The sequence below is a fragment of the Pedococcus sp. P2_F6 genome (assembly GCF_056403675.1).
Window position 1 is genome coordinate 626,746 of record NZ_JBFUEZ010000004.1, and the last position, 11,954, is coordinate 638,699.

Consider the following 11,954-nt stretch of genomic DNA (forward strand, 5'->3'; position numbering starts at 1 on the left):
AGGTCGGGATGGTCCGGGGGCAGGGACCATCCCGGCATGTTGTGCCTGACGCTGCTGTCAAACCATCTCGGGGAGGTGGAGATGAGCGAGCACCACCTCCATCTCTGCCACGTCGTCGATGGTCGAGCCGATGTCCCTGCTCGCTGCTTCGCGAATGCCGGCAGCGGCATCGCGGCTGGCTTCGAGCTGCTCTCGGCGCTCGAAGGTGACGGTGCCCACCGCTCGGCCGGTCTCGCGGCTGATGAGCAGACTGGCGCTGCAGAACCCATCGAGCTCCTGAACCCTGGGGAGGACGGCCATCCTGAAGACGTCGGAAGCGCGTTCGGCATGATCGGCCATCCCGCTCAGCCAGGTGACCCGAGCGCAGGCGCCTTCGGGCATGGCGTGGTGGCGGTGGACGACGGCGACCTCCCACGTGTCCACGGTGCTGGTGCTGGCACCCAGGGCCTGCTCGGCTGCATCACGCAGCGGAAGGACCTTGCCGGCGCTGTCCCGCAGCGCAGCCTCTGACTCCCACGACGATGTGGCGATGCAGCGGCCGGACGCGCGGTCCACGAGCATCGACATCCCGACACATCCATCCATGGCGGTGATCGCCGGCGTGACCTCGTCACGGACGTTGGCGATCCCGTCGTCGATCTTGGAGGGGTCTGCCTGGACGGTTGTGGTTCGTGCATACACGACGAAACTCCTCTGCTCGGGGCAGCACCCCGACGGCGCTACCGTCAGGGCTAACACTGCTCCCCCGCCCGGTCCGCGGCAAGAGTGATCCCAGGGGATCTTGAGTGCCCTCTCCGAACGCAGGAGCCGTCCGGCGATCGGAGAGGAACGCTCAGGCGCGGGGGATCCAGCCCGGGGCCCGCACGCCGTTTCCGGTGAGGTTGTCGCACTTGACGAACTGTGTCCCCACGCGGGCGAGCGGGCAGTGGCCCTCGTCGGGGATCGTGTGGACGACGGTCGGGCCCGCGTCCTGGCGGGCGGTGGCAGGGACGGAGCCGGTTCCCAGGACGAGCAGGCCGGCCAGTGCGATCGTGGTGGTGATGGTGCGGCGAGTGGTGGACATGATCGGTTCCTTCGAGGGTCGAGGGCGGTCGACCTGAGTGCCGGACCTCCCGTGGTCAGACCGTTGTGACACGGGGTGGTTCCAGGCTGGTGCTGAGGCGGTATCAGCCGGGTAACAGCACGGTTGACTCCGGTTCCAGGCCGGAACCGTCTCCGCCACATGACGAGGCCCACCCTCCCTTCGGGGAGAGTGGGCCCAGTCGTGGGTCAGGCCAGCGACCTGGTTACGGCTCCTCGCCACCACCGGCGAGGAAGCCACGGTGACCGTTGCAGGAGTCGCCCGGCTGGAAGCCCGACGCCTTGCGCTCGGCTGGGGTCGCCCCGAAGAACGACTTGCTGTGGCCCCAGTTCTGGGGCGGCGCACCGCCGGGACCGGGGAACCCGGCACCATCGCCGTCCTCCAGTCCGGAGAACGCGCAGATCGAGTTGGCGTGCGCGGCGCCCTGCGCGGGCTTGCCAGTGCCGGTGATCTCGCCGGCACTGGCGGCTGACACTCCGACGAGGACGAGGACCCCGGCTGCCGCCGGGACGATGATCAGACGCTTGAGGCGCATGCGTGCTCCTTCGGTTGCAGATGGCCGCCCTGCACATCGCGCGGCTTGTCTCGACGCTAGAACTCCATGCAGGCTCCCCGCCTCCACCGGGGCCATGACTCCGGCTAGAACATCTGCACTGATTCGACGAGGGAATGGGCGCGAATCGGTAGGTTCGGGGCATCTGTGTGCCGAGGTCGACCGCGGGTCCGCGACCGCGTCGTTCGCCCTCGGTGAACCCAGGAATCCCACCGTGCCGACCGCTCGTTGACACTGGCATGACCACAGACCCGGCGGCCACGGACCCCGCGGCCTCTGACCCGGCCACAGAGTCGGCCGCGCTGGACGCCTACTCGGCGATTGTCACCTCCGTCGCGGCACAGCTGACGCCCAAGGTTGCGGCCCTGCGGATCCGGTCGCGCCGCGGAGAGTCCTCGGGGTCTGCCGTGGTGCTGACCGGCGAGTCGCATCTCCTCACCAACGCGCACGTCGTCGGCGACGCGAGCGGAGGCAGTGCCGAGTTCGCCGACGGAACGGTCGCGCACTTCGAGGTCGTTGGCCGTGACCCGCTGTCCGACATCGCGGTCATCCGCGCGGACCGCGAGGTGCCGGCGCCGCCGGAGTACGGCGACGCGAGCTCGCTCCTCGTGGGTTCGCTCGTGGTGGCCGTCGGCAACCCGCTGGGCCTGTCGGGCACCGTCACGGCCGGAGTGGTGAGCGCCCTCGGCCGCAGCATGCCGGTGCGTACCCGCACGACCGCGCGCCTGATCGAGGACGTCATCCAGACCGACGCCGCGCTCAACCCCGGCAACTCCGGTGGGGCGCTCGCCGACAGCCGCGGTCAGGTCGTCGGGATCAACACGGCTGTCGCCGGAATCGGCCTCGGCATGGCGGTACCAATCAATGCCACGACCCACCGGATCATCTACGCGCTGATGCACGACGGGCGGGTGCGGCGCGCCTACCTCGGGCTCGTGAGCACTCCCGCACGGCTGACGCCGGCGCAGGCCGAGCGGTACGGGCAGCGCGGCGCGCTGCGAGTGGTCGAGGTCGTCGAGAAGAGCCCGGCGGCGAGGAGTGGCCTGCTCGCGGGCGACCTGGTCCTTGCGATCGACGGCGCCCCGCTCGGCGATGCCCAGTCGCTGCAGAAGCGCCTGTTCACCGAGGCGATCGGGAGGCGGATGGAAGTCACCGTCATCCGCAACGGCGCACTGGTGGACGCGGTGGTCCTGCCGAGCGAGCTCCCCGACTGAGGGAGCAGTCAGCCGCCGTCCTCGCCCCTGTCCTCGCCGCGTCCCGTGTCGGTCTGGCCATCGCCGTCGTCGCTGTCGAAGAAGATGAACGCCATGTTGGATGGCGGGTCGCGCTTGGCCAGAAAGCGCCGCACGTCGACGCCATGGCGGGCGGCGCGTTGCAGGAACCGGCCGTAGGCGGCCTGCTCGCGAGCGCCCGGGCCGTACTCGGTGCCCGACGCGTGCTCGCGGCGGTCGACGGGTTCGCCTGACCGACGTCGGCGCTCGATGCCAGCGCTTGTCTCGCGAAGGGCGGCGTCGAACTCGTCGGCGTTGTCGAACGCGGCCACAGCGACGTTGCGAAATTCGCGGCGCTGCGGGTCGTAGCGGTGGTGATGCACCACGAAGCGACGGATGCTGTCGTCGTCCGGGTCCACTCGAGCCATGGGTAGAGACTAGGGATCCTGCCCTCAGGCGTGTCGGTACCGCTGACTAGTCTCGGGGCGTGGCTCGCGCAACCGGCATCGGATCTCTCCCGGGCACCGACATCCGCGAAGCCCTCAAGGGCGTCCGCGACATCCTCGGTGACGGACACCTGCCCTATCTGCCAGAGCTCCCGGCTCGCGGACCCGGCGCCGACATGATCGGTCGGGCGGCCGGACTGCTGGTCGACCTGCACGTGGACCTCCAGCCCAGCGGCTGGCGCTTCGTCGAGCGCGGCGGGCACGACGCCCAGCGCACCAAGGCCCTGCTGGGCCAGGACCTCGACGAGCTCGCCGAGGCGTTCGACGGCTACGCGGGTGACCTCAAGATCCAGTGCACCGGCCCGTGGACCCTCGCCGCCGGCATCGAGCTCCAGCGCGGTGAGAAGGCACTGGCCGATCCGGGGGCGCTGCGCGACCTCGTCGGCTCGCTCGCCGAGGGTTTGCGGGTCCACCTGGCCGATGTCGCCCGCCTCGTCCCCGGTGCCTCGCTCGTGCTGCAGCTCGACGAGCCGTCCCTGCCTGCCGTCCTCGCCGGTCACCTGCCCACGGCCTCCGGCTACGGGCACCTGCGCCCCGTCGACCCCCTCGCCGCCATGAACGGTCTGCGCGACGTGCTCGCCGCCGCGACCGACAACCCCGCCATCGAGGCAGCGGCGACGGTCGTGCACTGCTGCGATCCCGGCATACCCCTGCCTTTGCTCCGGGCGACCGGGGTCGGCGCCGTGAGCCTCGACGTCACCTCCCTCACCCCCCAACGCTGGGAGTCGATCGCCGCCACCGTCGAGGACGGCGTGGCCTTGTATGCCGGGTGCCTGCCGACCGATGCCAGCGGCACCGTCCGCGGTGCCGCCGACGTGGTGAGCCGCGGCTGGCACGACGCCGGGATGTCTGCGAAGTCCTTGGGCGACCTCACCGCGAGCCCGGCCTGCGGTTTGCCCGGACTCACACCAGAGGGGGCCTGGCGCGTTCAACGCGCAGCGGTCGCCGTGGCCGCGGAATGGTCGGAACGAGCCGAGAGTTGACCCACCAATGAGCACCAGTGTCGCCACCCCCACCGTCGCCAGCTCCCCGGTGACCCGGGTGCCCTGGCAGGCCAAGTACGTCCTGCTCGCCTTCATCTGGGGGTCGAGCTTCCTGTTGATGAAGGTCGGGCTGCGGACCATGGCCCCGCTGCAGATCTCGGGGCTGCGCATCTTCGCCGGCACCGCGACCCTGCTGGCGCTGTTGGCCGTCACCCGTGGCCGGCTGCCCCGCGCGCGCCGCACCTGGGCCCATCTCGCCGTGTCGGGCGTATTCCTCACGGCGCTGCCTTTCAGCCTGTTCGCCGCCGGTGAGGTGCGCGTCTCCTCTGCACTGGCCGGGATCGGAAACGCCACCACCCCGTTGGCCGCCGTCTTCTTCGCGCTGGCCCTGCTGCCGAGCGACCGCCTGTCCCCACGCAAGCTGGCTGCCGTCGTCATCGGGTTCGCCGGCGTCATCGTCATCATGCAGCCGTGGGAGTCCGCCGGCCGCCCCGACCTGCTGGGCTTCGGCATGACGCTCGTCGCCGGCGCGTCCTACGGCCTGGGCTGGACCTACAACCGGCGCTTCCTCGGGGGCGCAGACCTGGGTGGGCTCTCGATGCCGACCGCGTTGCTGCTGGTGGGGTCCGCGCTCATGGTGCCGGTCATTCTCGTGTGGTGGCTGTTCAACCGCGACGCGTACGCCGCCCCGTGGGCCGGGCACGTCAACCTCGATGCCGGGGGAGTGCTGCTGCCGCTGCTCTGCGTCCTCGTGCTGGGCGTCGTCGGGACCGGGCTCGCCTACATGCTCCAGTTCGACGTCGTGCGTGGCGCGGGTGCCACGGTCAGCACCACCGTCACCTACCTGATTCCGGTCGTGTCGGTGCTGCTGGGCGTCGTCGTCCTGGGTGAGCACCTGGCCTGGCCGCAGCTGCTGGGCGCCGCCATCGTGCTCGTCTCAGCCGTGGTCATCGGCCTCCCCGCCAAGCGTCGCAAGGACGCCTGACCTCGTCCCTCAGACGTCGGCCGGCTTGTGCACCTCGCGCCGCAGGATCTTGCCGGTGGGGCCCTTGGGCAGCTCGGGGACGGCCCAGATGTGCCGCGGGTACTTGTAGGCGGCAATCCGCTCCTTGACGAAGGCCTGCACGTCCTCCAGCGTCGCGGTGGCGCCGGGACGCAGCGCGACGGCAGCGCCCACGTCCTCGCCGAGCAGCTCGTCCGGCACCGCGACCACAGCGGCCTCGAGCACGTCGGGGTGGGTGTAGAGCACCTCCTCGACCTCGCGCGGGTACACGTTCATGCCGCCGCGCAGGATCATGTCCTTCTTGCGGTCGACGATCGTGTAGTAGCCCTCGTCGTCCACGGTGGCCAGGTCCCCGGTGCGGAACCAGCCGTCGGGGATGGCCTCGGCGGTGGCTTCGGGGTTCTGCCAGTAACCCTTCATGACGTTGTCGCCGCGGATCGCGATCTCGCCGACGCCCTCGCCCGCTGCGACGTCGTTGCCCTCGAGGTCGATCAGCTTCATCTCGCAACCGGGGATCGCGACCCCGATGGTGCCGGGCTTGCGCTCCATGGTCGGCATGTTGAAGGACGCCACCGGAGAGGTCTCGGACAGGCCGTAGCCCTCCAGGATCATGCAGCCGAACTTCTCCTCGAACGCCTTCATGACCTCCAGCGGCATGGCGGACCCACCCGAGCAGCAGGTACGCAGCGACGTCGCATCGAGGGCGTCGGAGTCGGGGTGGTTGAGGATCGCTGCATACATCGTGGGGACGCCCATGAAGATGGTGACCTTCTCGTTGCCGATCACCTTGATCGCCTCGGCCGGGTCGAACCGGGGGATGAGCGCCAGCGCCGCGCCGGCGATGACCGCGGCGTTGAGGCCCACGACGAGCCCGAACACGTGGAACAGCGGCAGGCAGCCCATCACCACGTCGTCCGGCGTGGTCGCCTGGATCTCGACGGCACTGCGGTGCGCGTTCAGGTGGACGTTCCTGTGGGTCAGCTCGGCGCCCTTGGGCCGACCGGTCGTGCCCGAGGTGTAGAGCACGATCGCGGTGTCCTCGTCGTCGCGCTCGACCGGCTCGGCGATCGGGTCACCGCCCTCGAGGGCGCCCTCGACGGGACCCATGGGACCGCACGTGATGATGCGGGTGCCCGAGTTCTTGGCTCCCTCGGTGGCCTCCGCCACGAAGTCCGGCCAGACGAAGGCGACCTTGGCCCCGGAGTTGGTGAAGAAGAAGTCGATCTCGCCGGACTTGAGCAGGGGGTTCATCGGCACCACGATCGCGCCGGCCAGCAGGGAGCCGAAGAAGACGACAGGGAAGGCCGGCACGTTGGGGAGGATGATCGCCACGCGGTCACCGGGCTCGATGCCTGCTGCCTTCAGCGACCCCGCCACCTGTGCAGCCATGCCGTGGATCTGGGCGTAGCTGATGTCGTTGCCCATGAACTTGATGGCCGGCTGGTCCGGCCGCTCCTGGGCGGTGGTCACCAAGTTGGTGGCGAGATTGGTCATGGCGCAGGCTCCTCGGCGGTGGGGGTCCGGTTTCAGCCATCCTCGCCGAGAGCGCGTCCTTTGGCTACGGATTCCGGTATGCCGTGTCCCACGGCCCGCGCCCGTCTGCGACACAGGTGTCGGAGGCGTACGGCAGGATGGGCAGCGTGACTGAGAACGCCTCTACAGCTGCCACTGGGTCTGCGCTGGAGCCAGCCACGGACGCGGCTCGCCACGAGTGGGCAGAGCTGGCCGAGCAGGCCACTGCGGCCCAGTTCGCCTACCACGTCAGGGATGCGCCGACGATCAGCGACGGTGACTACGACCGGCTGATCCGCCGGCTCAACGAGCTGGAGGAGGAGTTCCCCGAGCTGCGCACCCCCGAGAGCCCGACCCAGCAGGTCGGCGGCGCCGTCTTCTCGACCGACTTCACCGCGGTGGACCACCTCGAGCGCATGCTGAGCCTCGACAACTGCTTCTCGCCCGAGGAGCTCGCCGCCTGGGCGGCGAGGGTGGCGCGCGATGCGGGGTCCGCGGCATACCACTATCTGTGCGAGCTGAAGATCGATGGCCTGGCCGTCAACCTCCTCTATGAGAAGGGCCGCCTCGTGCGCGCCCTGACCCGCGGCGACGGGCGCACGGGCGAGGACGTCACCAACAACGTCAAGACCATCCAGGGCATCCCGCACCAGCTCGCCGGGTCCAACCACCCGGCGCGCGTCGAGATCCGGGGCGAGGTCTACTTCCCGGTCGAGGCGTTCGGCGACCTCAACGCGAGCCTGGTCGAGGCAGGCAAGGCGCCCTACGCCAACCCGCGCAACACTGCCGCCGGTTCGTTGCGGCAGAAGGACCCTCGCGTCACGGCCAGCCGTGGCCTGCGGATGCTCGTGCACGGCATCGGGCTGCGCGAGGGCTTCGAGCTGACCCGGCAGTCGCAGGCCTACGACCTGTTCCGCGAGTGGGGGCTGCCCATCTCGACGCACTACCGCGTCCTCGAATCGGTCGAGGAAGTCCAGCAGTTCATCGACCAGTACGGCGCCGAGCGACACAGCGTCGAGCACGAGCTGGACGGCATCGTCATCAAGGTCGACGAGATCTCGCTGCAGCGCCAGCTCGGGTCCACCTCGCGGGCGCCGCGCTGGGCGATCGCGTTCAAGTACCCACCCGAGGAGGTCAACACCAAGCTCCTCGACATCCTCGTCAACGTCGGCCGCACCGGTCGGGTGACGCCGTTCGGGGTGATGGAGCCGGTGGTGGTCGCGGGCTCGACCGTCGAGCGCGCCACGCTGCACAACGCCGACGAGGTGCGTCGCAAGGGCGTGCTCATCGGCGACACCGTGGTGCTGCGCAAGGCAGGCGACGTGATCCCCGAGATCCTCGGGCCCGTGGTCGACCTGCGCGACGGCACCGAACGCGAGTTCGTCATGCCCACCGAGTGCCCCTCCTGCGGGACCCCCCTGGCGCCGGAGAAGGAGGGAGACAAGGACATCCGTTGCCCGAACTCCCGCACCTGTCCGTCGCAGCTGCGGGAGCGACTCGCCGGACTGGCCGGTCGTGGTGCGTTCGACATCGAGGCGCTGGGCTGGGAGGGCTCCGTCGCCCTCCTCGAGTCGGGCGTCCTCGAGGACGAGAGTGGCCTGTTCGGGCTGGCCGGTGAGGCGGGGCGCGCTCGACTGGCGACGGTGCCGCTGTTCACCCGAGCGGCCAAGAAGTCCGACCCCCCGGAGTCCGTCGTCGATGGAAAAGTACTGTCCGCCAACGGGATCCGACTCTCCGAGAACCTCGAGCAGGCCAAGCAGCAACCCCTCTGGCGCGTCATCGTCGCCCTGTCGATCCGCCACGTCGGGCCGACGGCAGCGCGGGCGCTGGCTCAGCACTTCGCCACGATGGACGCACTTCGCGATGCGGCGAAGGAGCGTCCCAAGGAGCTGGCGGGCGTCGAGGGTGTGGGCGGGGTCATCGCCGACGCCGTCGCAGCCTGGTTCGCCGTCGACTGGCACGACCAGATCGTGAGGCAGTGGCAGGCCGACGGAGTGGTCATGGCGGACGAGCGCGACGAGTCGGTGGAACAGACCCTCGCTGGGATGACCATCGTCGTCACCGGTTCGCTCGAGGGCTTCTCGCGCGACTCGGCCAAGGAGGCGATCCTGTCTCGCGGCGGCAAGGCGTCCGGGTCGGTGTCGAAGAAGACCGACTACGTCGTGGTGGGGGAGAACGCCGGGACCAAGGAGGACAAGGCCCGCGAGCTGGGTCGGCCGATCCTCGACGAGGCCGGCTTCCGCCGGCTCCTGGAGACAGGCCACCCGTGATCGACAAGGCCACCTTCCTGAGGTTCTGCGACGAGGCGCTGGTGGCCATGCGCGACATCGTCGTCGACCTCGGCGACGACCTGGCCAACCGGCGGCCCGACCTGCCCGACGCCAACAGTCCGTTCGCGATCCTCACCCACTGCCTCGGGATGTGTGCCGCCTGGGCATCCACGACCAACCTCGGTGAGGTCGTCCCGCGTGATCGGCCGAGCGAGTTCACCGCGACGGGGGCGGTGACCGACCTCGCGGCTGAAACCGATCGCCTGCGTCGGAGCCTGTCCGAGTGGGTGGCGGCCAGCGACGTGGGCGCGCCGCCTGCCAACCCGGATCCGCGGGACAGGTACGCCACACAGGGCGAGGTGCTGCTGCACGTCTACGAGGAGCTCGCCCAGCACCGTGGTCAGCTCGAGCTCACCCGCGACGTCCTGGTCGCCGACCGCGCCCGCGACCGTCAGCCCTGAAGATCGACCGGCGCGGCGCACGTCCACTGGCGCCCGCACCTGACCGGGTCAGCCGCTCGCGATCACATTCCGCCGCCGTTGAAGCCGCCCATGCTCATGCCCCCGGTCCACTTGCCGCCAGCCCCCGTCTCGCGCTCCTTGAGACAGAGCGAGCACCGGATGTAACGCTCACCGTCCAGGGTGTTGGCCCACTCCCAGCGGTGGTGGAGATTCGTCCGGCAGAGGAGCGGCTTGGTCGGTGTGGTCATGATGGCCTCCAGGGGAGCGACCTGGGTGCCTCGGACGGCCGAGCGCAATGCCAGGGAGTGGGTCAGGATGCGCGCGGCGTGGCGGGTCTGGTGTGGACCGGGCACCTCCGCGAGCTCTGCGAGGAACTCCAGCCGGTAGCGGTCTCGCACCGCGCCCGCCGGGAGAGCGTGCGTCGCGAGGCGCACGATGCGAGACGGCCAGCGCAGTGGCGCCTCCCCGTGCGTCCTGGCAGGCAGGGGTGCGGGCATCATGCCGTTCCGCCCAGTGGATTCGTCCGCAGCGTCCCACGGCTGCGATATGCGCGCGACAAGGCATCGCGAGCGCTGACAGCGCCCGTCGCGGTGAGCCGGTAGTAGCGACGCTGAGGCCTGCCCTCGACTCGTGGGTCGATGTCCTCCCAGCTCGACTCCACCCAGCCGATGCCCTCGAGACGAGCCAGGATCGGGTGGATGGTCCCGCTCGGCAGCCCTGCCTGTTCGCCGATCTCGAGGCCGTAGAGCTCGCGACCGGGGTCGGCGAGCAGGGCACCCAGCACCAGCTGGGTGGCGATCGTCATACGCGGCTCTGGACGTGGGGTCATGGTCTTACTTTACCTAGCCCCTAGGTAGAGGACAAGGGAGGTGAGCCGGCGGTGGTCGGCGCTGCACACGCGGCATACCGGGTTTGTGTGGGGGACCCACATTGAGGGCCGCGCGCCGCGGGCGTTGCATGACCACCATGCCCCTGACCACGTCCCTGACAGTGACGTCACGCCGCCGCAGCGGAGCCCTGGCCACCGCGGTCGCTCTCGCCGTCGGGGGAGCGCTCGCCGCGGCTGCTCCCGCCGCCGCCGACAAGCCGCAGGGCGGGCACTGTGCACGCCAGGACAAGGTCGCAGTGCCGGGAGCGCAGCTGCAGGAGGTCGCGTGCCTCGACGACCTCACCACCGCCGGCACTCTCGCCAGCGGCCACACCAACCCCAATGACTGGGCCGGCCTCAACGCTGCCGGGACGAAGAACCCCACGGGTGTGCCCGGCCTCCAGGTCGACGGGTACTTCCCCGACACCTCGACCACCAACTCCAACAACGGCTGGAAGCACGACAGCCAGTTCGTCATCCGGATCCCCGACAACTGGAACGGCGGCCTCATCGTCAGCGGGGCACCCGGCGTCCGCGCCCAGTACGCCAACGACTTCATCATCGGCGACTGGGTGCTGAGCAAGGGGTACGCCTTCGCCTCGACCGACAAGGGCAACACGGGTGCGTCGTTCTACGACGACGGATCCGCGCCGGGCGGCTCCATCGCCGAGTGGAACGAGCGCGTCACCGAGCTGACCGTCGCCACCAAGCGGGTCCTGAAGCAGGTCTACGCCAAGGCGCCTGCACGCACCTACATGTTCGGGATCTCCAACGGGGGCTACCTCACCCGGTGGCAGCTCGAGAACCGCCCCGACCTCTACGACGGCGGGCTCGACTGGGAAGGCACGCTGTTCCGCGCCGAGGGCCCGAACCTGCTCACCTACCTGCCCACCGCGCTGAAGAACTACCCGCTGTATGCCGCGACCGGCGACCAGGCGGCCCACGACGCGATCATCGGTGCGGGGTTCGTGCCGGGGTCGGAGTTCCTGTGGCCGTTCCACGAGACCGTCTACTGGGACCTGACGCAGCGCATCTACCGCGAGGAGCTCGACCCGACCTACGACGGTGACCTCAAGGCAGGAACTCCCTTCTGCGCCAGCGGAACTCCGCACTGCGACGCCGACTACGACTACACGTCGCGGCCCCAGTCGGTGAAGGACGCGGTGGCCTCCGTGCAGCTCACCGGGGCCATTGGCAAGCCCATGGTCACGGTGCAGGGCACCCTTGACACGCTGCTGCCGCCCGCCACTGACGGCGACGTCTACGACCGACTGGTCGACCAGGCTGGTGCCGGGGCGCTGCACCGCTACTACAGCGTCGCCGACGGCACCCACACCGACGGTCTGTATGCCGCGTTCCCCGACCGGTTGCGGCCTCTCCTGCCGTGCGCGCGCACGGCGTTCGACGACCTCACGGCGTGGGTCGAGCGCGGGGTGCAGACGCCGGCGGACGGATTGCGAGCCCGGCCGGCCTCGGGTGACCTCGTGAACTCCTGCGAGCTCTGAG

General features: G+C 70.0%; 13 protein-coding genes. 6 read left to right on the forward strand and 7 right to left on the reverse strand.

Translation table 11 applies throughout. The features are described 5' to 3' along the window. Positions 1 to 57: 57 nt before the first annotated feature. The 3 genes from AC1DWP_RS14320 to AC1DWP_RS14330 all read right to left on the reverse strand — a co-directional run bounded on the left by AC1DWP_RS14320 (position 58) and on the right by AC1DWP_RS14330 (position 1,616). Positions 58 to 681 (reverse strand): antibiotic biosynthesis monooxygenase, encoded by a 624-nt coding sequence (locus AC1DWP_RS14320; RefSeq protein WP_477615145.1) that lies wholly within the window; start codon positions 679 to 681, stop codon positions 58 to 60. A 151-nt stretch (positions 682 to 832) separates the two neighbouring features. Continuing rightward, the gene (locus tag AC1DWP_RS14325) at positions 833 to 1,063 is read right to left on the reverse strand and encodes a hypothetical protein (RefSeq protein ID WP_477615146.1); all 231 of its coding nucleotides are present in this window, start codon (positions 1,061 to 1,063) and stop codon (positions 833 to 835) included. Between the two features lie 223 nt (positions 1,064 to 1,286). Then, the gene (locus AC1DWP_RS14330; RefSeq protein ID WP_477615147.1) at positions 1,287 to 1,616 is read right to left on the reverse strand and encodes a hypothetical protein; all 330 of its coding nucleotides are present in this window, start codon (positions 1,614 to 1,616) and stop codon (positions 1,287 to 1,289) included. Between the two features lie 257 nt (positions 1,617 to 1,873). Between AC1DWP_RS14330 and AC1DWP_RS14335 the strand changes: the two genes are divergently transcribed. Then, on the forward strand, positions 1,874 to 2,848 hold the full coding sequence (locus AC1DWP_RS14335; protein WP_477615148.1) for a S1C family serine protease: 975 nt from the start codon (positions 1,874 to 1,876) through the stop codon (positions 2,846 to 2,848). 8 nt (positions 2,849 to 2,856) lie between these two features. On the opposite strand, the gene AC1DWP_RS14340 is transcribed toward AC1DWP_RS14335, so the two are convergent. Beyond that, the gene (locus AC1DWP_RS14340; RefSeq protein WP_477615149.1) at positions 2,857 to 3,273 is read right to left on the reverse strand and encodes a hypothetical protein; all 417 of its coding nucleotides are present in this window, start codon (positions 3,271 to 3,273) and stop codon (positions 2,857 to 2,859) included. Between the two features lie 59 nt (positions 3,274 to 3,332). Between AC1DWP_RS14340 and AC1DWP_RS14345 the strand changes: the two genes are divergently transcribed. Next, positions 3,333 to 4,334, forward strand: a complete 1,002-nt coding sequence (locus AC1DWP_RS14345; RefSeq protein ID WP_477615150.1) for a uroporphyrinogen decarboxylase/cobalamine-independent methonine synthase family protein — start codon at positions 3,333 to 3,335, stop codon at positions 4,332 to 4,334. A gap of 7 nt (positions 4,335 to 4,341) precedes the next feature. Then, positions 4,342 to 5,319: a DMT family transporter gene (locus AC1DWP_RS14350; protein WP_477615151.1), complete on the forward strand. Its 978-nt coding sequence runs from the start codon at positions 4,342 to 4,344 to the stop codon at positions 5,317 to 5,319. Positions 5,320 to 5,328: 9 nt separating this feature from the next. Here AC1DWP_RS14350 and AC1DWP_RS14355 read toward each other — a convergent pair whose 3' ends face one another. After that, positions 5,329 to 6,831, reverse strand: coding sequence for a long-chain-fatty-acid--CoA ligase (locus tag AC1DWP_RS14355; protein ID WP_477615152.1), 1,503 nt, complete (start codon positions 6,829 to 6,831; stop codon positions 5,329 to 5,331). 137 nt (positions 6,832 to 6,968) lie between these two features. On the opposite strand from AC1DWP_RS14355, the gene ligA reads away from it, so the two are divergent. Further along, a complete protein-coding gene (gene ligA, locus AC1DWP_RS14360; protein ID WP_477615153.1) occupies positions 6,969 to 9,119 on the forward strand; it encodes an NAD-dependent DNA ligase LigA in 2,151 nt (716 codons plus the stop codon). Further along, entirely contained in the window at positions 9,116 to 9,580 is a 465-nt protein-coding gene (locus AC1DWP_RS14365) for a mycothiol transferase (RefSeq protein WP_477615154.1), read from the forward strand. The genes ligA and AC1DWP_RS14365 overlap by 4 nt, the downstream gene beginning before the upstream one ends. A 62-nt stretch (positions 9,581 to 9,642) precedes the next feature. Here the strand turns inward: AC1DWP_RS14365 and AC1DWP_RS14370 are convergent, their stop codons facing one another. Then, a complete protein-coding gene (locus AC1DWP_RS14370) occupies positions 9,643 to 10,080 on the reverse strand; it encodes a hypothetical protein (protein ID WP_477615155.1) in 438 nt (145 codons plus the stop codon). Next, positions 10,077 to 10,409, reverse strand: coding sequence for a PadR family transcriptional regulator (locus AC1DWP_RS14375; protein ID WP_477615156.1), 333 nt, complete (start codon positions 10,407 to 10,409; stop codon positions 10,077 to 10,079). Before AC1DWP_RS14375 ends, AC1DWP_RS14370 begins: the two co-directional genes overlap by 4 nt. Before the next feature lie 128 nt (positions 10,410 to 10,537). On the opposite strand from AC1DWP_RS14375, the gene AC1DWP_RS14380 reads away from it, so the two are divergent. Continuing rightward, positions 10,538 to 11,953: a tannase/feruloyl esterase family alpha/beta hydrolase gene (locus AC1DWP_RS14380; RefSeq protein ID WP_477615157.1), complete on the forward strand. Its 1,416-nt coding sequence runs from the start codon at positions 10,538 to 10,540 to the stop codon at positions 11,951 to 11,953. The last annotated feature ends 1 nt before the right edge of the window (position 11,954 follow it).

What these genes read in the sequence shown, in the direction of transcription:
- AC1DWP_RS14380 (WP_477615157.1), top strand. Translation starts at nt 10,538, where the DNA reads ATGACCACCATGCCCCTGACCACGTCCCTGACAGTGACGTCACGCCGC.
- ligA (WP_477615153.1), top strand. Translation starts at nt 6,969, where the DNA reads ATGGGCAGCGTGACTGAGAACGCCTCTACAGCTGCCACTGGGTCTGCG.
- AC1DWP_RS14355 (WP_477615152.1), bottom strand. Translation starts at nt 6,831, where the DNA reads ATGACCAATCTCGCCACCAACTTGGTGACCACCGCCCAGGAGCGGCCG.
- AC1DWP_RS14350 (WP_477615151.1), top strand. Translation starts at nt 4,342, where the DNA reads ATGAGCACCAGTGTCGCCACCCCCACCGTCGCCAGCTCCCCGGTGACC.
- AC1DWP_RS14340 (WP_477615149.1), bottom strand. Translation starts at nt 3,273, where the DNA reads ATGGCTCGAGTGGACCCGGACGACGACAGCATCCGTCGCTTCGTGGTG.
- AC1DWP_RS14330 (WP_477615147.1), bottom strand. Translation starts at nt 1,616, where the DNA reads ATGCGCCTCAAGCGTCTGATCATCGTCCCGGCGGCAGCCGGGGTCCTC.
- AC1DWP_RS14325 (WP_477615146.1), bottom strand. Translation starts at nt 1,063, where the DNA reads ATGTCCACCACTCGCCGCACCATCACCACCACGATCGCACTGGCCGGC.
- AC1DWP_RS14335 (WP_477615148.1), top strand. Translation starts at nt 1,874, where the DNA reads ATGACCACAGACCCGGCGGCCACGGACCCCGCGGCCTCTGACCCGGCC.
- AC1DWP_RS14370 (WP_477615155.1), bottom strand. Translation starts at nt 10,080, where the DNA reads ATGATGCCCGCACCCCTGCCTGCCAGGACGCACGGGGAGGCGCCACTG.
- AC1DWP_RS14375 (WP_477615156.1), bottom strand. Translation starts at nt 10,409, where the DNA reads ATGACCCCACGTCCAGAGCCGCGTATGACGATCGCCACCCAGCTGGTG.